This is a genomic window from Pseudoalteromonas sp. SWXJZ10B, assembly GCF_015864475.1.
In the GTDB taxonomy this organism is placed as follows: Bacteria; Pseudomonadota; Gammaproteobacteria; order Enterobacterales; family Alteromonadaceae; genus Pseudoalteromonas; species Pseudoalteromonas arctica.
Map to the genome: position 1 here is coordinate 1 of NZ_JADYXD010000018.1, position 23800 is coordinate 23800.

Sequence of the window (23800 nt, forward strand, 5' to 3'; positions counted from 1 at the left end):
GATCATGACATTGAGATTTAGTTCAAAAAAATCCCCGCTAATTTCTTAGCAGGGATTTGTGTATAAGAGACAGCTATTAGCGCCTTTTTTAGTTAGTTAAAAACTTACTTATAGTTTTCGTAAATTTTATCGAGCGGTTCTGATAAACCACTTTCTTGCACTATACGTACATGTTCACGTTTTAATTCGCGTGCACTAGTCACACCACAAGAATGAGCTATTAGCCCAGCTCCGTAATGAATGTATTTATTATAGTTAGCTACTCGTTGCGCTTTATCAGCTACATTTAAGCCGCGTTGCAAACGCTCGTTATGCGTAGTGATCCCGGTCGGACAGGTATCTTTATTACATTGCATTGCCTGAATACAGCCCAGTGCAAACATATGCCCTCGAGCCGATACAACAAAATCAGCACCGAGCGCTAACGCCCAAGCCACCTTTGAAGGAACAATTAATTTACCAGACGCGATTATTTTAATACGATCTCGCAGTCCATGTTTTTCAAGCATATTAACTACAAGCGGTAAACTTTCGCGCAGTGGTAAACCCACTGAATCCATAAGCGGTTGTGGTGCTGCGCCCGTACCACCATCAGCACTATCTATGGTAATAAAGTCAGGCGCGGACTCTATACCACGGTGGTTTATTTCAGCGAACAACGTTTCTAACCATCCGTAAGCACCAATAACGGCTTTAAACCCTGTAGGTTTACCTGTCGCGTTACGCACAGTGGCAATCATATCGAGAATATCGGCTGGGTTTTTAATTTCAGGATGACCATTGGGGCTAATAGAATCTTGCCCTTCTGGTATGCCCCTAATTTTAGCTATTTCGGCGTTAACTTTGCGCCCTGGTAACATACCGCCTTTACCTGGTTTTGCACCTTGGCTCATTTTAAGTTCAAACATTTTTACTTGTTCATGAGCCGCTATTTCTTTTAGCTTTTCGGTACTTAAATTTCCATGCTCGTCTCGTGCACCATATTTAGCTGTACCAATCTGAAACACTAAATCGGCACCACCTTCTAAGTGATAAGGACTTAACCCCCCTTCACCGGTGTTCATCCAACAACCCGCTAGTTTTGCCCCTTTTGATAAGGCTCGTACAGCTGGCTTTGAAAGCGCACCAAAACTCATACCAGACACATTGAATAACGAGTTGGTCGTGTAAGGTGTTTTACAGTATGGACCCAAAGTAACATTACTCGGGTCGAGCGCTTCTTCGTCTAAAGTAGGAAATGCACAGTTCATAAACATAACCGTACCAGTTACTTCTAAGCTTTGCGTGGAGCCAAATGCAGCCGTACGGTCAACATCTTTTGCTGCACGATAAACCCAACTTCGCTCTGCGCGGTTAAACGGCATTTCTTCTCTATCTTGAGCAAAAAAGTACTGTCTAAAAAACTCACCTTGGCGTTCAAAAAAATATCGAAAGCGACCAATAACAGGGTAATTACGTCTAATAGCATGCTTGGTTTGTGTTACATCTCGAATATAAAAAACGACAACGATTAAAACCAACAACCCTAAAACAACAATAAACATACTTGCAAATACATCAATACTAAACATTATAAAATTACTCACCCAAGGCCCCTTGATGACTGTTTTTAAAATAAAAAAGTGCTATACCACCAAAATGACATAACACTTTTATTTGTTCAAGGCTTTAACTGCCTTATATCTAATTCTGTTGTTTAGCTAACTCTGCTTTTATATATAAACGCACTTGCGTTTCAAGTACCGATAAAGGCACTGAACCATGGCGTAATATTTGATGATGAAATTCACGAATATCAAAGCTTTTTCCTAGCGCTTGCTCTGCTTCAATGCGTAAACGCTTAATAGTAAGCTCACCTATTTTGTACGAAAGCGCCTGTGCAGGCCATGTAATATAACGATCGGTTTCGGTTTTAACGTTATGCAACGAAAGCGCTGTATTTTCGCTCATAAAGTTCATGGCACGCTCGCGACTCCAGCCATACATATGCATACCTGTATCAACAACTAAACGCGCTGCTCGCCACATTTCATACGTTAAACGACCAAAACGGCTATATGGGTCTTGATAAAAGCCTGCCTCTAAACCTAAATACTCAGAGTAAAGCCCCCAACCTTCGCCAAATGCCGAGAGGTAAGCATCACGGCGATAGCTCGGCAGATTTTCAAGCTCTGCATTAAGTGATATCTGTAAATGATGACCTGGCACGGCTTCGTGCAGCGTTAATGCTTCTAAAACATACAAAGGGCGCTTATCTAAAGCGTAAGTATTTACCCAATAATACCCTGCTTCATCATCTCGATTAGAGCCTGAATATCGACCGGTTGTGTATTTAGGTGCAATACTTGCCGGTACAGGTGCTACACCATAAGGTTTGCGCGGCAAGGTATGAAATAATTTAGGCAGTTGTGCATCCATTTTTTTAGCAATATAAGATGCTTCTTTTAAAAGTTGCTCTGGTGTTGTGGCGTAAAATTGTGGATCAGTGCGTAAAAAGTGGATAAATTCGGCAAACGTGCCTTTAAAACCTACCTCTGCTATTACGTTTTCCATTTCACTACGAATTCGCTCAACTTCTTTTAAGCCAAGTTCGTGAATCTCTTTAGGTGTCATATCGGTAGTGGTGTAGTACTTAGCTCTATTTTTATAAAACGCTTCGCCATTAGGTGTATTTGATATACCAATACTTGTACGTGCACCAGGTCGATATTGCTGCGTAAAAAACGCTAAATAATCTTTATAAGATTTTATAACCTCTTCTTTTATAATATTTTTAGCTTTTTGTTGTAGTGCTTTAAATTCACTTTCACTTAAACCAGCTGTGTTAGTTAAAAATGGTTTATAAAATTCAGACGTAGTTACATCGTCAACAATGTAAGCATTAATTGAATCTTCATAACCTTCTAATACAGCTCTAGGTTGAGTAAGCCCAGTTTCAAGTCCTTTTGTCATCCAATACATGTTTTGCTCAAAAAAGCGTGGAACTTGCGCCAATCGTGCAAGATACACTTGGTAATCTTCCGGGTTTTTATATTGAGAGCTATTTATTATGTACGACAAACCAGAATGAAACCCATATTCAGAGGTGAGCGGCATATAGTGCGCATTAAATACATATTCATCGACACTGTTTTGTACTTGAGCTCGAATAATATCGAAGTTAATTTGATTTTCATCGCTTAGCTTTTCAATATTAATAGTGTCTAATTCAGCAAGTAATCGCGTTTTATTTTTATATTCTTGCGCTAAAAATTCAGGGGATAAATTTGGTAATAAATAACCTTCAACACCACCTACACTATCGTAAGGGTTAATACTTTCTCTATAATCAACAATACTTTGCGCTACTTGAGTAAATTGTTGATCTGAATTTTGCATGGTCATTTGGCATGCACTTAATGAGCACAAAACCGTGATACCAAATAAAGATTGGCGAAGGGGCTTAATTAAAAAATGATTCATTATAATGTAACTTAGCAGTGTTATTAATTTCATAAAGCTATCGTAGGGTAAATAAATAGCAAGTAAATGAGACCAACCTCATAGTAATAATCCCTACTTATACCAAGTGTATTAATACGTTACATACATTAAATGAAGTAAAAACCAGCCTAATTGATGAGAAAAACAGCGATTAAGCTGCTAAAGCAAAATTTAAGTTCCCTAACTATCGTTTTTGCTTTTAAATAGCTCGGATAATGATTACTGTATAAAAAAATAATAAAAAGCTCGGACGCATAACCGCCTCATGGAATGAGATATTTTAAAATTTGCACTTATGCGTACTTAGTTGGTATTTAAAATGATGTTCCATGATTCCATGGCTATTGCACAAGAAAAAATGACCAAAGTGTGTGTTTTTTTAGAGCGCTATACGCTCCCACCTACGCCGCTGAATTATCAAGTTATTTATGCTTATACCAGTCAAACTAATCTCAAGCTAAATAAAGCTTTAGACCGTGCTATCGCTGTTGAAGACAATATAGATAGCGTTTTAATTGAACAACTACATTCTGAGTTTTTAAATACTGGCCACAAAGCGCAAGTCAACATGATTCAAAATGTTGATGGTGTTATAAACTCACTTTCTCAAAATTCTCAAGCTACTGAAAAGCAAATAATTCGCTTTGCGGGTCAAGTGAGCGAATGCGTACATTCGCTAGATGAGAACAACATAGAACAAAGCCGTCAAGCGCTTGAAGTTCTTCATAATCAAACCGCCGAATTACTCAACCAACATAAGCAATTTAAGCAAGAGCTAAGCAAAGCCAAACAACTACACGAAAAAACACAAAAGCAGCTAACTCAACTTCGTAAACAGCATATTATTGATAGCCAAACAGGGCTTTATAAGCGCCATTATTTAACGCAACAAACCCAAGTGTGGACTAATCAACAAAAATCTATTTGCGCAATAGCGATTCAAATAGACAACCTTGATCACTTTACTAAAAATTATGGTGATATTATTGGTGAAGTCATTTTGAGTAAAGTCGCTAAGCAAGTGCAAAAATATGTTTTTCAAAGTGGCTTACCTGGTCGCACAGCAAAAGATCAATTTACTGTTCTCCTCGCCGACATAGACCCAGATACAGCTAATGTTATTGCCGAAAAAGTACGAAATGGGGTCGAAAAGCTACGCTTTGTTAGTTCAAAAACAGGTATCAAGCTACCAAGTATTGGCTTATCACTAGGAATTGCTCAGCATCAACAAGAAGATGATTTTAATCAGTTAGCAAAAAAAGCATCTCATGCGGCTTTTAAAGCACGTTCATTAGGTCAAAGTAGTTACACTGCAGGGCAATAAATTACCTGATAAATCATATTCAAATTGCGCCTACTGTGTACAATAAAGTACACTAACCTCTATTGTCACGATAGAGATTAATCATGAACGAAACCGAACAAAAGACCACGCATTTTGGTTATAAAACAGTAGCCGAGAACGATAAAGCTTCTATGGTTGCTGATGTATTTCACTCAGTAGCTGCAAAATACGATGTAATGAATGATTTAATGTCTTTTGGGGTGCATCGTTTATGGAAACGTCAAACTATTGCAAGCTCAGGTGTTCGTAAAGGCCATCATGTACTCGATTTAGCCGGCGGCACTGGCGACTTAACGGCAAAGTTTAGCCAATTAGTGGGCGAAACGGGTCAAGTTGTTTTGGGTGATATAAACTCATCTATGCTCAAAGTTGGTCGTGAAAAACTTCATAATCTTGGATTAGTGGGCAATATCGACTACGTACAAATGAATGCAGAAATGCTACCGTTCCCAGATAATAGCTTTGATGTGATCACTATTGCCTTTGGCTTACGTAACGTTACCGATAAAGACAAAGCATTACGCTCTATGTACCGTATTTTAAAGCCAGGTGGTCGTTTACTTGTTTTAGAGTTTTCAAAACCAGAGCATGACGTACTTAGTAAAGCTTACGATTTTTACTCATTTAATTTATTGCCTACAATGGGTAAGCTAGTTGCTAACGACAGTGAATCGTATAAGTATTTAGCTGAATCTATTCGTATGCATCCAGATCAAGACACGCTAAAAGCGATGATGGAAGATGCAGGCTTTGAGCAAACAACATACCAAAACCTCACAGGCGGAATTGTTGCGCTGCACCGTGGTTTTAAATATTAAGGCTAGCAGTTATGGCGCTTGAGAAAATAACAAAAAATAATAATGATGCAATGCCATCTGAATTTTTTATGTTACCTAATTTTGTACTTTCGCTTATTGAGCGTGTACTAAATCAAGCACTTAGCCTTGACCCACAATTATCTCAAAAGCTAAGCGCCGTTAAACATCAGCGCTTAGTGGTTGAAGTAAGAGACTGGCAACAAAGCATCCAACTTGTTTATAGCGCTGAGCAATTACACTTATATAGTGCCCAAAGCAATGAAAACGCAGATTGTATGATCAGCGCCGACATAGGTACGCTTTTAGCGCTCAAAAACCCAGCAATGCTTACCCAATTAATTCGCCAAGATAAGCTCGACTTGCAAGGCGACTTAAATATTGCGCAAACTTATAGTAATGCGTTTTCAGGCATTGATATTGATTGGCCTGAGCAGTTTTCTAAATATATTGGCGATACCCCCGCTCAGCAGTTATACCTGCACTTAAAAAAACTAAAACAAAACGGCAGCAAAACCAATACTAAAATAAGTACAATGCTTACAAGTTTATGCCAAGATGAGCTCGCAATTACTATTCATCCATTAGAACTTGAGCAGTTTAAACAAACAAATAGAGAGCTCAAAGGGCAAGTGGCTGCCGTTGAGCAGCGCATAAATGCTTTATTAAACTCTTTTTCATCTCCGAAGCCTCTCTAAGGATTTTTTGTGTCGACTGCACGTTTATATAACATCACCAAAACGTTACTTAGCTATGGGCTAGACGAACTAATTCCAAAACATAAGATCCCTTGGTTTGGTAAAGTAGCTCGCGGCAGTTTATTTTGGCTACGTAATCAACACAAAGAAAAATCTCATGGTTTACGCTTACGTTTAGCACTGCAAGAGCTTGGCCCTGTTTGGATTAAATTTGGTCAAATGCTCTCAACCCGTCGTGATTTACTCCCACATGATATCGCTTTAGAGCTGGCATTTTTACAAGATCAAGTTCAGCCATTTGAAGGTGAGCTAGCCCAAAAAATAATTGAAAAAGCACTCGAAGTTAACGACATAAGCGAATTGTTTAGTGAGTTTTCACAAACACCATTAGCGTCAGCATCAATAGCACAAGTACATACAGCAAAGCTGATTGATGAGCAAAGCATTGAGCAAGATGTCGTAATTAAAGTCATTCGACCAAATATTCACGAGCAAATTAATGCAGACTTGGCGTTAATGGAAAAACTTGCCAAAGTCCTCGCTAAGGTACACAACGAATCAAAACGTCTTCGTCCTGTCGAAGTTGTTAAGGAGTATAAAAAAACGCTTCTTGATGAACTCGATTTAATGCGAGAAGGTGCCAATGGCATACAGCTAAAGCGTAACTTTGAAGGTTCTGAGTCATTGTATATACCTGCAGTGTATAGTGATTACAGCCGCAGTAATGTACTTGTAATGGAGCGTATTTACGGTATACCCGTATCTGATAAAGATGCGCTTATGGCGCAAAACACCAATATGAAGTTATTGGCTGAGCGTGGCGTAGAGGTATTTTTTACGCAGGTGTTTAGGGACAGCTTTTTTCATGCCGATATGCACCCTGGCAATATATTTGTTTCTCGCGAGCATCCTGAAAATCCAATGTATATCGGTATTGATTGCGGTATTGTTGGTACTTTAAGTAAAGAAGACAAACGCTACTTAGCCGAAAACTTCATTGCCTTTTTTAATCGCGATTACCGCCAAGTAGCACAGTTGCATGTTGATTCTGGCTGGGTACCACACGATACCAGTATTGAAGAGTTTGAATTTGCGATTCGCACTGTATGCGAGCCTATATTTAATAAGCCCCTTGCTGAAATTTCATTTGGTCACGTGCTCGTAAATTTATTTAATACCGCACGTCGTTTTAACATGCAGGTACAACCACAGTTAGTCCTACTACAAAAAACCTTATTATACGTTGAGGGATTAGGGCGTCAGCTGTATCCGCAACTCGACTTATGGAAAACAGCCAAACCCTTTTTAGAAGATTGGGTAAAGCAACAAGTCGGCCCGTTATCTATATTGAAACAAATGTATGCTAACTTACCATTTTGGGCTGAAAAAATGCCCGAGCTACCCGATCTAATTTACCAAAATTTAAAGCGTGCACCACACGCTCATCAACCTCAAGAACAAAAGGTATCTCATAAACCTTTAATTTTAGGTTTATTTGGTAGTGCTACAATGATCATGGCAACACTTTGTTATTTACAGTACGATTTAGTAGCTGCAAGTATTGCAATAGGCTTATCTGTTATTAGCTTTATAGCAGCATGGCGCAGCGCATAAACTGAGTGCTATTTACGCTATTTGGCGTATAATTAGTATTTAAAATAGACATTTAACCATTTTATATATTGGAGAAAACCATGGGTTTTGGTGGTATTAGTATTTGGCAATTATTAATTGTTTTGGCAATCATAGTTTTGCTTTTCGGCACAAAAAAGCTACGCGGTATGGGTGGAGACATTGGCGGCGCTGTTAAAGGCTTCAAAAAAGCAATGTCGGATGATCAAGCTAACGAGCAAGAAAAATCAGAGCAAATTCAACAATCAGAAAAAAGCACCGTTGGCGACTCAATCAATACTGAAAAAACCAAAGATAACAATAAGGTTTAATAAGTATGGGTATGTGGGAACTTGTTGTAGTTTTTATTGTTGGCTTAGTGGTACTCGGCCCTGAGCGCTTACCTGTTGCTATTAGAACAGTGAGTAAATGGGTTAAAACCGCTAAGTCGGTTGCCAACTCGGTAAAAGCAGAAGTAAGTGAAGAACTGCGCATTCATGAACTTCACGAAAACCTTAAAAAAGCAGAACAACAAGAACTAAAAGATTTAAGCCCTGAGCTACAAAGCTCATTAACAGAGCTACAAAAAGCGGCTGAGTCAGTTACTCACAGCTACAAGAAACAACAACCGGATACATCAAATAGCCAACAACTTGATGAAAAAAAGTGAAGTTTATCTCTCACTTTGTGGTCAACTTACTACATGGTATAAAAAATAATGGTTGAGGAAGTAAAATCGGGGTTTGTATCTCATTTAATTGAGTTACGTGATCGACTAATAAAAGCACTATTGAGCATTTTATTATTTTTTATCGCACTGTTTTATTTTAAAGATGATATTTACGAACTTATAGCTGCACCATTAGTGGTTCATTTACCTAATGGCGCGACCATGATAGCTATAAATGTGAGTGACCCTTTTATAGTCCCTATGATGCTTACTTTTTTTGTTGCAGCTTTATTATCTACTCCATGGATACTTCATCAAATTTGGGGGTTTATAGCTCCTGGCTTGTACCAAAATGAAAAAAAAATGCTAATACCTATACTAATCTCAAGCGTTGTCTTGTTTTATGGTGGTATCGCTTTTTGTTATTTTGCAGTACTACCAATTATATTAGGTTTTTTTACAAGCACAGGTCCTGAGATGATGACCCTCGCACCCGATATCGCTAGCTATCTAGGGTTCGTATTAAAACTATTTTTTGCATTTGGTGTCGCTTTCGAAATTCCAGTAGCTATTATGCTGCTATGCTGGAGTGGCGCAACAACAACAAAAAGCTTAAAAGAAAAGCGCCCTTATATCGTGGTGGGTGTATTTGTAGTGGCAATGTTTTTAACACCGCCTGATGTTTTATCACAAACATTATTAGCATTTCCGATGCTTCTTTTGTTTGAACTAGGTTTAATTTTAGCAAAATTTTATACCGCCAAACCACAAAAAGAATCTGAGGAATAAAATGAAAAAACAACTACTCTCACTATTGGTTTTATTAAGTGCCCCAACTTTTGCTGCGCAAACTGAATTTAATACTCAGGCCCTGCAAGCATGTAGCTTTATTGAAAATGACTTTAACCGATTACTTTGCTATGACAATACAATTGCTGGTAAATCACTAACAAAGCCAACAATAACAAAAACACTCACTCCACCAACGGCTAACAATGTACCTCAAGCCGTAGCTGCTGCACCAATGCAAGTAAAGGCAAAAACTGACGATTTTGGCTTAGAGCACAAAGAATCACAGGTAGAAAAAGAGACTGAAATTAAAGCTATGGTTACTTCAGTGAAAGAAGCAGCTTATGGCGAGTTAATTATTTCGCTAGATAACGGCCAACAATGGCGTCAAATTGGCTCTGACAGCATGCGTTTAAAAGAAAACGATACAATTGTAATCAGCCGCGGTGCATTCAACTCCTTTTTACTGAAACAAGACGGTAAAAACCGCTCTATTCGCGTTAAACGTACTAAATAATGTCATATACGTTAATTGATGCTGGAGTTAACTTAACTAATCATCAATTTGATGACCAGCATTATGATGTAATTACCCGTGCAAGCGAAGCCGGTGTTAAAAATATGCTTATTATAGGTTGTGACATTGCGAGTAGTCAGCAATCACTTGAACTTGCGATAAAACATCTCCAATATTCTACGGCGGGTGTCCACCCACATGATGCTAAATCGGCGACGAATGAATTAGAAGCACAATTAACTGCACTTGCAAACAATAAGCAAGTCATAGCGATTGGTGAATGCGGCCTTGATTATAACCGTGACTTTTCGCCTCGCGATGTACAGCGTAGTGTTTTTAGACGCCACCTAGCACTTGCCGAAAAATTAGATTTACCTGTTTACTTACATGAACGTGATGCAAGTGACGACATGCTAAGTATTTTAAAAGAGTTTAATATTCGCGGTGTACTCCACTGCTTTACGGGTAACTCAGCAGCTCTAAAGCAATATTTAGATTTAGGTCTGTATATTGGTATAACGGGTTGGGTATGTGATGAAAGGCGTGGTAAAGATTTACAACAACTAGTGCCTAGCATTCCTCTAGATCGATTATTAATAGAAACTGATGCACCATTTTTAATTCCACGAACAGTTAAGCCAAAACCTAAATCGCGTAAAAATGAACCCGCTCTGCTTCCTTATATCTGTCAAACGGTTGCACAACTTTATCAAATAGATGAAGAAGTTGTGGCCCACAAAACTACAGAAAACTTTTACAATGTTTTTGGTTTAAAGAGCTGCTAATGGCGTGCGCAAAAGCATTACTAAGTTTATTGATGCTTCTTTGCACTTTTTGCTCTTTCGCAAGCCCTGTAATAATAAAACATGATTTTAACTCCCAAGACATTAATAACCTGCATTACTCTTTTGAACCAACTTCGCTATTAGATGCACAACAAAGTAGCCATATACAGTGGCAAAAAAACACAGGTAAACCTCTTAACCTAGGTCTTGAGCAGCGTTCTGTATGGATGAAATTTAAAATAAAAAACACGCTTAGTTATGATACCGAACAACTGTTGTCACTAAACAACCCTCTGCTAAACGACGTTCAAGTATATCAGTTACATAACTCGCAATTAATTTCTCACACCCAAATTGGCGATGGATACCCCCTTAATAAACGTGCGATTAAGAGTGAATCTTTATTAGTTAAACTAATTAGCCCTGCAAATAGCGAAACCATTATGATTATGAGAGTGACGAATAGCTCCGGCTTGCGAGTCCCTTTAACGCTGTGGCAACCAGAGGCTTATTTGGCACATAAAGGTAAACTTAATTTACTCTATGGCTTATTGATTGGTTTTATATTTTCTTTAGGCGTGAGCTGCTTAGTTTTATATAGTTTTTCACGTAAACGTTATTTTGTTTATGCTGGTTTAATTACCCTCACATTAGGTAGCTTATTAGCCTACATTTGTGGCTTTGGCCTGAAATATATTCACCCTAATTTGCCAGTGTTACAGCAAGTTATGATCCCTATATTACTTATGCTTATTGCTTTAATGTTTTTGCCTTTACAAAAGCAAATTTGCCATCCAAAGCCCTCTTTTTTACTAACGGTTCAAAAAGTGATAGTTAATGCATTAGGTGTCTCGTTATTGTCTATTTGGCTATTTCCAACCCATATAGTGACACTATTTTGCTTAACTACTATCCCAATCGTTTTAGGCTTTTATATTGCAACTACACTTATGTGCATACGTTTATCACCTTCTAAACCTAATAAAGCGCTACTGCTCGTATTAGTTTTTTTCTTGGTGGTGATGCTTTATTTTATTGTTGCAGTAATAGGGTTATACGCCTTTGACAGAAGTACATTAGCATTTGTATTTACATGCTTTTTTAGCTGCACATTTTGTCTATGCTACAGTGTAATGAAGTTATTTATTTTGCAACGTGATGAAGAAGTAATTGCTCAGCAAACCTTGATTGCTGAAAATGCAGCTCAAGATACGCTACTTAAAGAACGCTTAAAGTTACAAGAAAAAACACGCCAAGAACTCGAATCACAAGTCGACGAACGCACCTTTGAATTACAAGTTACACTCAGAGAACTTGAAGAAAAAAACCGCTCACTTGAGTTACTCAATACCGAAGACGCTTTAACCGGAATAAAAAACAGACGCTTTTTTGATAAAAAGCTAATAATGGAGATTCGTCGGTCTCGCCGAGAACAAACGCCGCTTAGTATTGTTATGCTTGATATAGACCGATTCAAAAGCATTAACGATACATACGGACACATAATTGGCGATCAAGTTATTAAAGCTGTATCTGACCTTATAAAAGATCATTTAAAGCGACCACTCGATGAAGTTGCTCGTTATGGCGGTGAAGAGTTTGTGGTGCTATTACCTAATACCCCCAGCGAAGGTGCACAAGACATAGCTGAAAAAATACGAGCAGCTATCTCAGCCAGTACAGTAACGGTTGCCAATAATGATATTCAATTTACAATTAGCGCTGGTGTATACACCAGCATTGCTGATGATGTTAGCAGCCCTCAAATTTTTACTGAGTGCGCCGACAAAGCACTTTATTACGCAAAGCAACATGGCCGTAATCAAGTAATCACTTTTCCATTACCACAGTAGGAGCATATTAATATGGCCCAATCAGGATTAGACCTTTTCCCGTATACTCGCATGCGCAGAATGCGCCGCAGCGACTTTTCTCGCCGCTTAATGGCCGAAAACCAACTTAGCGTAAACGATTTAATTTACCCTGTATTTGTACTAGAAGGTAAAAATCGTCGCGAAGCAATTGAATCAATGCCTGGTATTGAACGTCTATCGATAGATTTACTATTACTTGAGGCAAAAGAACTTGTTGATCTTGGCGTACCTGCCGTTGCTATTTTTCCGGTAACCCCTGCGGACAAAAAATCACTATTTGCCGAAGAAGCATATAATGACGATGGCTTAGTGCAACGCACTGTTCGCGCTTTAAAAGAAGCCTTTCCTGAGTTGGGTGTAATTACTGATGGTGCACTTGATCCATTCACGACGCACGGTCAAGACGGCATTATTGATGACACAGGCTATGTAATAAACGACGTAACCACCGAAATTTTAGTTAAACAAGCACTCTCGCATGCAGAAGCGGGCGCTGATGTAATTGCCCCTTCGGACATGATGGATGGCCGTATTGCTGCAATTCGTGAAGCACTTGAAGCTGATGGGTTTGTACATACCCGTATTATGGCCTACTCAGCTAAATATGCATCTAGCTACTATGGCCCATTTAGAGACGCAATAGGTTCTGCTGGGAACTTAAAAGGTGCCGATAAAAAAACCTACCAAATGGACCCAGCAAACTCTGATGAAGCAATACGTGAAGTCGCATTAGACTTACAAGAAGGCGCTGATATGGTCATGGTTAAGCCTGGCATGCCTTATTTAGATATTGTACGTCGTGTTAAAGACGAGTTTGGTGTACCTACTTTCGCATATCAGGTAAGTGGCGAGTATGCAATGCACAAAGCAGCTATTGATAACGGTTGGTTAAGTGAGGAAGCTACTATAATGGAGTCTTTACTTGCATTTAAGCGTGCAGGCGCTGATGGAATATTGACCTATTTTGCTAAGCAAGCCGCACAATACCTAGCTAAAAAGTAAGGTTTTTATAAAAAGGCGGCTAAACCGCCTTTTATTTACATTTGTTTACATTTTTGTATTATTTTCGTCATATTTATTCTCTAAACTGGTGTCCCATTTTGGGATTAATACACGGGAATAATAAAAAAATGTTTAAAACAAAAATAACACCACTCGCACTTGTTATAGCAAGTCTCAGTGCACCAGCCTCTGCAGATCTAATCATTTCAGAATACATAGAGGGAAGCAGTAATAATAAAGCAATTGAGCTTTATAATAATGCACCTACCTCAATAGTACTTGATGGATACACATTAGGACTGTATTCAAACGGTAGCGATACTGTAGGAAATTCTATTGCTTTAACAGGTGAATTAGCTGCAAATACAACATACGTAATTGCCAACTCCGGCGCAATTGAAGACATACTAAGTATTTCCGATACTACTAGCACTGTTACATTTTACAACGGTGACGATGCTCTTGTGTTAACAAAAGATGGTATTGTAGTCGATAGCTTTGGTCAAGTGGGTGTAGATCCAGGGTCATTTTGGTCTGATGCCTCAGCACAAACGCAAAACAAAACACTCCGTAGAAAAGACAGTATTACAACAGGCCGCACTGATTCAACATCAGCGTTTAGCCCTAGCGATGAATGGGTTCAATTTGATATAGATACATTCGATGGATTAGGTTCTCATTCTGGTTCTGAAGGCAGTGCTCCTGAACCAATTCCAGAACCAGAACCACTTGAACCACTTGTTTGTGGCGCAGAAAAAGTACTAATTAACGCTATACAAGGCGATAGCTCTGCAAGCCCGCTTGTTAATACTTTAGTAGAGTTTGAGGGTATTGTAACCGCAGACTTCCAAGATGATGATCAATTAAAAGGCTTTTTCGTTAGCTCACTTGCTGCTGACATAGATGCAAATCCTCTCACCTCTGAAGGTGTATTTGTTTATTTTGCAGATATTGACGTAAACGTAGGCGACCATGTACGTGTACAAGGTACTGTAGAAGAATATTTTGATGCAACACAAATCGGCAGTGTTAGCCAAGTTGCCGTATGTGGCACTGGTTTAGCTGCAGCAGCTACAAAAATCACTTTACCTTTAGCTGATACAACTGATTTAGAAGCTTTTGAAGGTATGTTAGTTACATTAGAACAACCATTAGTAGTAACTAATAACTTTGGCCTTGGTCGATATGGTGAAGTTGAATTAGCAACAGAACGCTTGTATCAAGGTACCCAAGTTGCATTACCTGGAGATGCAGCTAATGCAGTTGAAACTGAAAATCTACTTAAAAAGATTTTACTAGATGATGGCTCTACAGTACAAAACTTAGACCCTACAGCCTACCCAACTCCAGGCTTATCAGCAGAAAATACATTACGTACTGGCGATACAGTTAATACGGTTACGGGGGCACTTGCTTATAGCTTTAGCCTTTACAGAATCCACCCAACTGTAGCACCTTCGTTTATTGCAACAAATGCACGTGAAAATGCGCCTGAACTTAATGCTGAAGCAGATTTACGTGTAGCTAGCTTTAACGTACTTAATTACTTTAATGGTGATGGCCAAGGCGGAGGGTTCCCGACAGCCCGAGGTGCAGATTCAGAAGCTGAATTTACTCGCCAAGAAGCTAAAATTGTAAGTGCCATTAGCGCTATCCAGGCCGATGTTGTTGGTTTAATGGAAATTGAAAATGATGGTTTTGGCGAATTTAGTGCAATTGCAAGCTTAGTAGATGCGTTAAATGACGCTGATAGTGCTAACAACTATGCATTTGTTGATTTTAACGTAGATCAAATTGGTACCGATGCAATTACTACCGCACTTATCTATCGTACTAACAAAGTAGAAGAAGTAGGTACTGCTGCTATTACGACTGAGGCTCCATTTGATTTTAGTAACCGTGCTCCAATTGCACAAAGCTTTAAATCATTAGAAACTGATGAAGTATTTACTGTTGCTGTGTCACACCTTAAATCTAAAAGCTGTGGTAGTGCTTCTGGAAACAATGCAGATTCAGGTGATGGACAAGGCTGTTGGAATGAAATACGCACAGAAGGTGCTAATGCATTCGCAAATTGGCTTGATAGCAAACCAACCGGTGTTGACGACGAAGATACTATTTTAGTCGGCGATATGAATGCTTACGCAATGGAAGATCCTATACGTGCATTTGCTGATAAAGGCTACAAAAATGTAGTTGCAGAAATTGATGGTGATACGCTTGGTTATTCTTACAGTTTTTCTGGTCGCGCAGGTAGTTTAGATCATGCAGTAGCTACCCAATCACTACTTAGCAAAATTGTCGCAGCAACAGATTGGCACATCAACGCAGATGAACCTATTTCTCTTGATTACAATGTAGAGTTTAAAAGCGAAGGTCAACAATCTAGTTTGTACTCTGAAAGTGCATACCGCGCATCAGATCACGACCCTGTAATTATTGATATTAAATCTGAAATCACTTTAACACCTGAAGAACAAACGCCAGTTATTAAAGCTGATCAAGTTTTTGCAGTCGATGAAAACAGCGCAATTGGAACAATTATCGGCACACTCGATTTTAGTGATCCAAATGCCGATGAATCACCAGTTGTTAAATTTATTACATCAGATAATGACAGCGTTTCTATTAACAATCAGGGGCAGCTAATTGTTGCTGGAGAGATTGATTACGAATTTGAAAATCGTATTACTTTAACAGTGCAAGCTCAGGATAGCGTGGGTAACTTATCTAACGTTGAAAAAGTAGCCGTGAAAGTAAATAACTTACGCTCAGATGATGATAATGATGCAGGTTCATTATTATGGTTATCACTTCTTTTAGCACCACTATCAATAGTGCGTCGATTTAAAAAGAAATAACTAAGTTAGATCTAAACATTTAAAAGCCGCTCTTGCGGCTTTTTTATTTTATACAAATGTAATTCAGACAAGCTTCATTAAACCCCCCGTAATATGTTCAGACGATCTGTGAATCTTCTAGTAATTAATCAGTAACAACTACATACATTTGAGTGAATTTTACACAACAAAACCTCAGTGAATTATGTATATAAATATTACCTATTGAAAAATATGAATTTTTATTAAGGTTTAAATTTTGCTCTAAGTTATTTAGAAGATACTTACAAAATAAAATCAATATTTACCCTAAACGTAAAAATAAGTCGTGTTTTTATAAAGGAATGAGAATGAAACAACTAACCCAAAATCTGCCTAAATGGCAAAAGAAGTCAGCACCACTACTGGGTCTACTTATTATTTTTTCGACTTGGGGCAATAGCAACCAAGCGATTGCTGCAACCGTTGATGTAGCAATCCCACAAAGTAGCTTATTTGACGTAATTAGCGCCCGCGCTAAAAAGTTAGCAAGCGAAGAATACGTGGCGCCTAAAAACATTGAGCTTGAAGCACTTAACAATATTGATTATCAAGATTACCGTTCAATTCGATTTAAAAAAGACAAAGCAGTATGGAAAGATGAAGGCCTGTACGAGCTGCAATTATTCCATCCTGGTTTTTTATATAAAACACCTGTGACAATAAATACCGTTGATAGTGACTCTAAACGCAGTCGCTTACCTTTCAGTACTGACTTTTACCAATACGATGGCACTGCTGCACCACTACAAGAAGAAATAGCTAAAAGTGTTGCGGATACTCAACTAGGCCATGCAGGATTTCGCTTACATTACCCGTTAAATACTAACGAGTATAAAGACGAAGTAATGGTATTTCAGGGAGCATCGTATTTTAGAGTTGTTGGCCCTCAGCAAGTTTATGGATTATCAGCTAGAGGCCTTGCCATTGATACTGCAGAAAATTCAGGTGAAGAATTTCCAATGTTCAAAGAGTTTTGGTTAGTTAAACCAAAGGCCGACCAAACACAAATTACCATTTTTGCATTATTAGATAGCCCATCTATATCGGGTGCATACAAGTTTAGTGTTGACCCTACAACTAATATGCTAGTTGATGTTGATATGCAGATATTTGCACGTAAAGATATTAAAAAGCTCGGCGTAGCTCCATTAACGAGTATGTTTTACCACGGTGAAAACAGTACCAAATTTTTTGATGACTATCGCCCTGAAGTTCATGACTCGGATGGCCTATTAACTCAATCTGCTGATGATAAATGGGTATGGCGCCCTCTTAACAACCCTTCACAGCTAAGTGTAACTTCGTTTTCATACAATAATCCAAAAGGTTTTGGGTTAGCTCAACGAGACAGAGATTTTAATAACTATCTGGACACAGAAGCACATTACCACAACCGCCCTAGTCTATGGATTGAACCACAAGGTGAATGGGGAAATGGCCGTGTAGAGCTTGTAGAGATACCTACTGACACAGAAACTAACGACAATATCGTCAGTTACTGGGTACCAGAAAAGCCAATGAAAGCCGGTGATTCATTAAAGCTAAGCTACAAAATGACGACCTTTAATGCAGTTTTAACTCAGCACGAGAAAGCGAGAGTACTGCGCACAAGGATCGGTAGCGCCGCTTTACCTGGTGAGGACAACCCTCCACCAAAAAGCCATCGCCAATTTACTGTTGATTTTACTGGGTCAGAAATAAATCAACTCTCTGAACAGTTAAAGCTAGATGCCGACATTCAACTTACAACAGGCGAAGTAACCGACGTGAATGTACAAAAACTGCCTGATTCACGCGGATGGCGTGTAGCCTTTAAAATTGCACCACAGGACGATCAACCCGTTGATATGCGTTTATCGTTAAAACTACGTGATAAAGAAATTAGCGAGGTATGGAGTTATGTTTGGTACCCAAATGACATCAAGTAATAAAGGTAAGGGCACTCCAATGCCATTCAAAACATTAAGAGTTTGGCTATTTGCTATTGCAGCGCTTGGCACATCTGGCTACGGCATATCTATTATGTTTGAGATTTTAAGCTCAAACGGTATGACATTACTTGAGTATGCTCTTTTAGTATTATTCTCAATCACTTTTGCCTGGATTGTAACGGCATTTTGTAGTGGAACAATCGGCTTTGTATTACAGCTATTACGAATTGACCCACTTACGCTAAAGCGTATTAAACCAATTGAGTTTAATAGTGAGGCAATTAACGCCCAAAAAACCGCCGTTGTAATGCCTATTTACAACGAAGACACCCACCGTGTTATCGCGGGCTTTGAAGTAAGTCTGCAATCGTTAAAAGAAACAGGCCAACTTGCAAACTTTGATTTTTACTTATTAAGCGACACGCAAGACCCAGAAATAGCTAAAAACGAGCTAAGTGCATGGCATGCATTGTGTGAACGTTTAGGTGATACGGCTAAAAACGTTTTTTATCGTCGTCGCGAAGATAACAAACACCGTAAAGTAGGTAACCTAACCGACTTTTGTGAGCGCTGGGGCAGCCAGTACGACCATATGATTGTGCTTGATGCAGATAGCGTAATGACCGGGAAATGTATGTTAGAGCTTACTACAAGTATGCTCAACAACCCACAAGCAGGCCTGATCCAAACTATTCCGATCCCTGTTCGTCAAGATACCTTTTTTGGCCGCTTTTTACAGTTTGCGTCAGTGCTATATAGCCCAATGCTTGCTACTGGCTCAGCTTTTTGGCAAACTGATAAAGCCAACTACTGGGGTCATAATGCAATCATTAGAGTTGAAGCATTTATAACGTGCTGTGGCTTGCCAACACTAAAAGGTAATGCACCTTTTGGCGGCGAAATTTTAAGTCATGACTTTGTAGAAGCTTCACTACTTCACAGTGCTGGTTGGGATGTATTGTTGCTATCAGATATTGAAGGTAGCTATGAAGAAGTACCAAGTAACATTCTAGACTACGCTGTACGCGATAGACGCTGGGTGCAAGGTAATATTCAGCACTTAGGTTTACTATCGTCATCCAAATTAAAATTAATGAGTAAGCTACACTTTTTACTCGGTGCCACAGCCTATATTTCATCACTAATTTGGCTCTCAATGCTAGCGCTAAGTACTATTGACGCAGTAACGCGCGCATTAAATAGTGATGTGTACTTTAACCGTGTTTATCAATTATTCCCTACATGGCAAATAGCTAAAACCGATCTGATTGATTCACTCTTGTATTTAACTATTGTTATTTTATTAATGCCTAAACTAATGGGCATAATAGTCACCTTAATACATAGAAACAAACGCTTTGGTGGTTCAATTAAGCTCATACTAGGCTCAATCATTGAAACCGTATTTGCTATTATTGTTGCCCCATTAATGATGGTATTTCATGCTTACTTTGTACTTTGTGTGTTTTTAGGTAAAAAAGTGAAGTGGGATGCACAACCGCGCGAAGGTCGTATGGTTCCGTGGAAAGAGGCGTTTGGTTATACGTTATTCTCAACTATTGTGGCTATTGCATGGGGTTGTACGGCTTACTACTTCACACCAGTATTCTTTTGGTGGTTATCACCTATATTGCTGGGCTTAGTATTAGGCGCTCCGATTATCCGTTATACCAGTAGCATTAAACTCGGTGTACAACTAAGAAAGTTAGGTATATTTATTTGCCCTAGTGAAGTTGATAACGACTCAACTCTAGAAGCACTTAAAATACATCTAAAAGAAATTTCGGTACCAAAGGAAGGTGCTTATCCACAAACAATACCGGCACTACCACAAGAGCAGTTGGTAACAATGCCTATCCAGTCTTTTAAGAAGCCACGCAGGCTAAAGATGAAAGCGCTAAAAGCTAAGGCTATAAAAAAGTTTAATTAGCGCGTTATAAAACAAAAAAGGAGCGATTAATCGCTCCTTTTTACTATCTAAATTAAAGATCAAGCATTGCATTTATCGCTAATATTTTCAATTTTGTTAGCTAACTTATTGCAGTACATTTTAGAAATAGCTGATTGCGTTTCATCATCAAGTTGCCAGTTATAAAAATGGAACGTTTTACCATTATCTAACTCCACCTTAAAAATGGTGAAAAGAAAAAACGAACTAAATGATACGCAACTAATTTCCTCGCTATTGATATAACGCTTTGTGCATAAACGCGTATAACAAATGCCTGCTTTATAACAATGTAAAAAACGAAGATGAAGAATATTAAAAGTAGTAATAATCAGTAGAGCTGGCATTACAGTGAGAAAAACAATTTTTAGGTTCACAGAAAATATAATATGAATTAAAAATATTAAGCTGAATGCTAAAACGCATTTTGTAAATTGTAGCCACCAGTTTGGTGCTAATTTAATAGATTTCATGATTGTTACGTCTTATATAGAATTAATAGCAAACGTCTCTGCTGCGGAGACTTCCTTATCTGACTTTAGAGCTCTAGTCTAAAAGTGCTAGTATTCTACATTACGTATATAGATGCATCAATAGAAGTTCTTAAAATTCATACAGTTACATTTACTTTACAATTAACCTCTTATAAACCAAACAATTAAGTAATTGAGGTAAATAAATTGCTTTCTAGTACCTTTTTATTAATTAGTAACATAGGACTAATTAATAATAAAAAGTAGTTATAAACAACTAAAAAAATAAAACCAAATTATAGGCAATAAAAAACCCGCAACATGTGCGGGTTTTTTTAAAGAGTTAAAGAGCTAATTACTTAGCAGCTTTTTTCTCTTTTTCTGCAGCGATTACTGTATCAGCAACGTTTTGCGGACATGCAGCGTAGTGTGAGAACTCCATAGAGAACTGACCACGACCAGATGTCATTGTACGTAGTGTACCGATGTAACCGAACATTTCTGATAACGGTACGTCAGCTTTAATACGGCTGCCTGTTAAACCAGCTTCTTGGTCTTTCATCATACCACGACGACGGTTAAGGTCACCGATTACGTCACCAACGTGATCTTCTGGAGTGAACACGTCAACATTCATGATTGGCTCAAGAAGTTGTGCGCCCGCTTTAGGGATCGATTGACGGAAAGCGCCTTTAGCAGCGATTTCGAACGCGATTGCAGATGAATCCACGGCATGGAAACCACCGTCGAAAAGTTCAATTTCAACGTCAAGTACAGGGAAGCCAGCTAGAACACCAGTACCCATCATTGACTTGAAGCCTTTCTCAACTGCAGGCCAGAATTCTTTAGGTACGTTACCACCAACAACTGATGATTTAAACGTGAAACCTGAAGCAACTTCGCCTGGCTTGATGCGGTAATCAATTTTACCGAACTGACCAGAACCACCAGATTGTTTCTTATGCGTGTAGCTATCTTCAATTTCTTTAGTGATAGTTTCACGGTAAGCAACTTGTGGTTGACCAACAATAAGGTCTACGCCGTAAGTACGCTTAAGAATATCTACTTTGATATCTAAGTGAAGCTCACCCATACCTTTAAGGATAGTCTCGCCTGAATCTTCATCAGTCTCAACTTGGAAAGATGGATCTTCTGCAACCATTTTACCGATAGCAACACCCATTTTCTCATTACCGCCTTTATCTTTAGGCTGTACAGCAATCGAGATTACTGGAGTTGGGAATACCATTGGCTCAAGTGTTACTGGGTGCTTAGGATCACATAATGTGTGACCAGTTTGCACGTTTTTCATGCCTACGATAGCAATGATGTCACCAGCTTGTGCGCTAGTTAATTCGTTACGGTCATCTGCTTGCATCTCAACCATACGGCCAACACGCTCAGTTTTACCAGTAAACGAGTTAAGGATAGTGTCACCCTTGTTTAGTTTACCTGAATAAATACGTACGAATGTTAATGCACCAAAACGGTCATCCATTATTTTGAATGCAAGCGCTTTGAAAGGTTCGTCAGTAGATACTACTGCGAACTCGCCATTTTCGTTACCTTCTTCATCCATAAGAGGTTGAGGATCAACTTCTGTAGGAGATGGTAAGTAATCAACAACAGCGTCAAGAATAAGCTGCATACCTTTGTTCTTAAACGCAGAACCACAGTATGTAGGGAAGAAAGCAAGGTCACGAGTACCTTTACGGATACAACGCTTGATGTCTTCTAAAGAAGGTGCTTCACCTTCCATGTAAGCTTCAAGTAGTGCATCGTCTTGCTCTAGGGCAGTTTCAACAAGCATTTCATAATACTCGTCAGTTTTATCTACCATGTCTGCAGGAACATCTGTGATTTCGTAGTTTTCAGGAAGACCAGTGTCATCCCAAACGTATGCTTTTTTAGTTAATACATCTACAACACCAACAAACTCATCTTCAATACCAATTGGTAAAGTCATGATTAGTGGAGTTGCGCCAAGTACTTTACGTACTTGCTCAGTTACACGGTAAAAATCAGCACCCATACGGTCTAATTTATTTACGAAGATAATACGTGCAACTTCTGAATCATTAGCATAACGCCAGTTAGTTTCTGATTGTGGTTCAACACCACCAGAACCACAGAACACACCGATGCCGCCATCTAGTACTTTAAGTGAACGGTAAACTTCAACTGTGAAGTCAACGTGTCCAGGAGTATCGATAACGTTAAAACGGTGATCTTTCCAGAAACAGCTTACAGCCGCAGACTGAATAGTAATACCGCGCTCAGCTTCTTGTTCCATGAAGTCAGTAGTAGATTCACCATCATGAACCTCACCAGTTTTATGGATTTGACCAGTAAGCTTTAGGATACGCTCAGTAGTCGTGGTCTTACCCGCATCAACGTGCGCGAAAATACCAATGTTTCTGTACTTCGATAAATCTGCCATTAATTTTGCTCTTAATAAAGTCGATAAATTATTCCGCAGGAGTATAACATCACTTAAAGCGAACATCACCATGCAAGCCGCTTAAAATGCAATCAATTCAACATATTTTTTTTATCGTCAGAATCTACAGAGCATTTAAGATGACAAATATCACATAACGAACTGAAATTATTAATTTTTAATACTTAACTTAGTCGGTATAAAGTTACTTCATTATTTTGTAACCGCGCTCAGTGCGAGTAATACAACCATAACTTTGATCAGCAGTTAACTTGTCTAACTCAAGTAAATACGCTAGGTATCGGCGTATTATAGATTGATTAACACCGACTAAATTGCGGGCTTTGTGGACGGCGAATGTCGTAGTAACGCATTTCATAACAGTATCGTATATTTTTTATGTACGCATTTAACATTAAAAAAACTGGCACGACACGAGCTGTATCCAATAAAATCAATATCTTATGCATTTTAATGTAAACAACTATTAACATTTCATTGTTGAAAACGCCTAAATTTGGTACATTTTATCCTCAG

At 38.6% G+C, this 23800-nt stretch carries 17 protein-coding genes; 14 read left to right on the forward strand and 3 right to left on the reverse strand.

The genetic code is table 11. From position 1 onward, the window contains the following. Window positions 1-104: 104 nt before the first annotated feature. Complete coding sequence (locus I6F54_RS14855) at window positions 105-1571, reverse strand: FMN-binding glutamate synthase family protein (protein WP_007579865.1); 1467 nt, start codon at window positions 1569-1571, stop codon at window positions 105-107. A 112-nt stretch (window positions 1572-1683) separates the two neighbouring features. Beyond that, window positions 1684-3462, reverse strand: a complete 1779-nt coding sequence (locus I6F54_RS14860; protein ID WP_197119994.1) for a DUF885 domain-containing protein — start codon at window positions 3460-3462, stop codon at window positions 1684-1686. Between the two features lie 358 nt (window positions 3463-3820). Between I6F54_RS14860 and I6F54_RS14865 the strand changes: the two genes are divergently transcribed. The 14 genes from I6F54_RS14865 to mdoH all read left to right on the forward strand — a co-directional run bounded on the left by I6F54_RS14865 (window position 3821) and on the right by mdoH (window position 20332). Then, window positions 3821-4807: a GGDEF domain-containing protein gene (locus tag I6F54_RS14865; RefSeq protein ID WP_007579862.1), complete on the forward strand. Its 987-nt coding sequence runs from the start codon at window positions 3821-3823 to the stop codon at window positions 4805-4807. Between the two features lie 83 nt (window positions 4808-4890). After that, complete coding sequence (ubiE, locus tag I6F54_RS14870; RefSeq protein ID WP_024589468.1) at window positions 4891-5646, forward strand: bifunctional demethylmenaquinone methyltransferase/2-methoxy-6-polyprenyl-1,4-benzoquinol methylase UbiE; 756 nt, start codon at window positions 4891-4893, stop codon at window positions 5644-5646. 11 nt (window positions 5647-5657) lie between these two features. Continuing rightward, window positions 5658-6341 (forward strand): ubiquinone biosynthesis accessory factor UbiJ, encoded by a 684-nt coding sequence (locus I6F54_RS14875; protein WP_165729101.1) that lies wholly within the window; start codon window positions 5658-5660, stop codon window positions 6339-6341. Between the two features lie 9 nt (window positions 6342-6350). Continuing rightward, the gene (gene ubiB, locus I6F54_RS14880; RefSeq protein ID WP_165729102.1) at window positions 6351-7955 is read left to right on the forward strand and encodes a ubiquinone biosynthesis regulatory protein kinase UbiB; all 1605 of its coding nucleotides are present in this window, start codon (window positions 6351-6353) and stop codon (window positions 7953-7955) included. Window positions 7956-8035: 80 nt separating this feature from the next. After that, window positions 8036-8284: a Sec-independent protein translocase subunit TatA gene (gene tatA / locus I6F54_RS14885; RefSeq protein ID WP_165729103.1), complete on the forward strand. Its 249-nt coding sequence runs from the start codon at window positions 8036-8038 to the stop codon at window positions 8282-8284. A 5-nt stretch (window positions 8285-8289) separates the two neighbouring features. Beyond that, window positions 8290-8622, forward strand: a complete 333-nt coding sequence (gene tatB, locus I6F54_RS14890) for a Sec-independent protein translocase protein TatB (protein WP_165729104.1) — start codon at window positions 8290-8292, stop codon at window positions 8620-8622. A gap of 48 nt (window positions 8623-8670) precedes the next feature. Then, a complete protein-coding gene (tatC, locus tag I6F54_RS14895) occupies window positions 8671-9411 on the forward strand; it encodes a twin-arginine translocase subunit TatC (protein ID WP_165729105.1) in 741 nt (246 codons plus the stop codon). Window position 9412: 1 nt separating this feature from the next. Beyond that, window positions 9413-9928 (forward strand): hypothetical protein, encoded by a 516-nt coding sequence (locus I6F54_RS14900; RefSeq protein ID WP_197142092.1) that lies wholly within the window; start codon window positions 9413-9415, stop codon window positions 9926-9928. Continuing rightward, the gene (locus I6F54_RS14905; RefSeq protein WP_197142094.1) at window positions 9928-10713 is read left to right on the forward strand and encodes a TatD family hydrolase; all 786 of its coding nucleotides are present in this window, start codon (window positions 9928-9930) and stop codon (window positions 10711-10713) included. The genes I6F54_RS14900 and I6F54_RS14905 overlap by 1 nt, the downstream gene beginning before the upstream one ends. Beyond that, on the forward strand, window positions 10713-12566 hold the full coding sequence (locus I6F54_RS14910) for a sensor domain-containing diguanylate cyclase (protein ID WP_197142102.1): 1854 nt from the start codon (window positions 10713-10715) through the stop codon (window positions 12564-12566). The genes I6F54_RS14905 and I6F54_RS14910 overlap by 1 nt, the downstream gene beginning before the upstream one ends. A 12-nt stretch (window positions 12567-12578) precedes the next feature. Next, window positions 12579-13589 (forward strand): porphobilinogen synthase, encoded by a 1011-nt coding sequence (gene hemB, locus I6F54_RS14915; protein WP_024609387.1) that lies wholly within the window; start codon window positions 12579-12581, stop codon window positions 13587-13589. A gap of 128 nt (window positions 13590-13717) precedes the next feature. Continuing rightward, a complete protein-coding gene (locus tag I6F54_RS14920; RefSeq protein ID WP_165740307.1) occupies window positions 13718-16450 on the forward strand; it encodes an ExeM/NucH family extracellular endonuclease in 2733 nt (910 codons plus the stop codon). 329 nt (window positions 16451-16779) lie between these two features. Then, complete coding sequence (locus tag I6F54_RS14925) at window positions 16780-18399, forward strand: glucan biosynthesis protein G (RefSeq protein ID WP_101216230.1); 1620 nt, start codon at window positions 16780-16782, stop codon at window positions 18397-18399. Further along, window positions 18371-20332, forward strand: coding sequence for a glucans biosynthesis glucosyltransferase MdoH (gene mdoH / locus I6F54_RS14930; protein WP_024593824.1), 1962 nt, complete (start codon window positions 18371-18373; stop codon window positions 20330-20332). The genes I6F54_RS14925 and mdoH overlap by 29 nt, the downstream gene beginning before the upstream one ends. 846 nt (window positions 20333-21178) lie before the next feature. Here the strand turns inward: mdoH and fusA are convergent. Continuing rightward, entirely contained in the window at window positions 21179-23263 is a 2085-nt protein-coding gene (fusA, locus tag I6F54_RS14935; RefSeq protein WP_197142104.1) for an elongation factor G, read from the reverse strand. Window positions 23264-23800 lie beyond the last annotated feature (537 nt).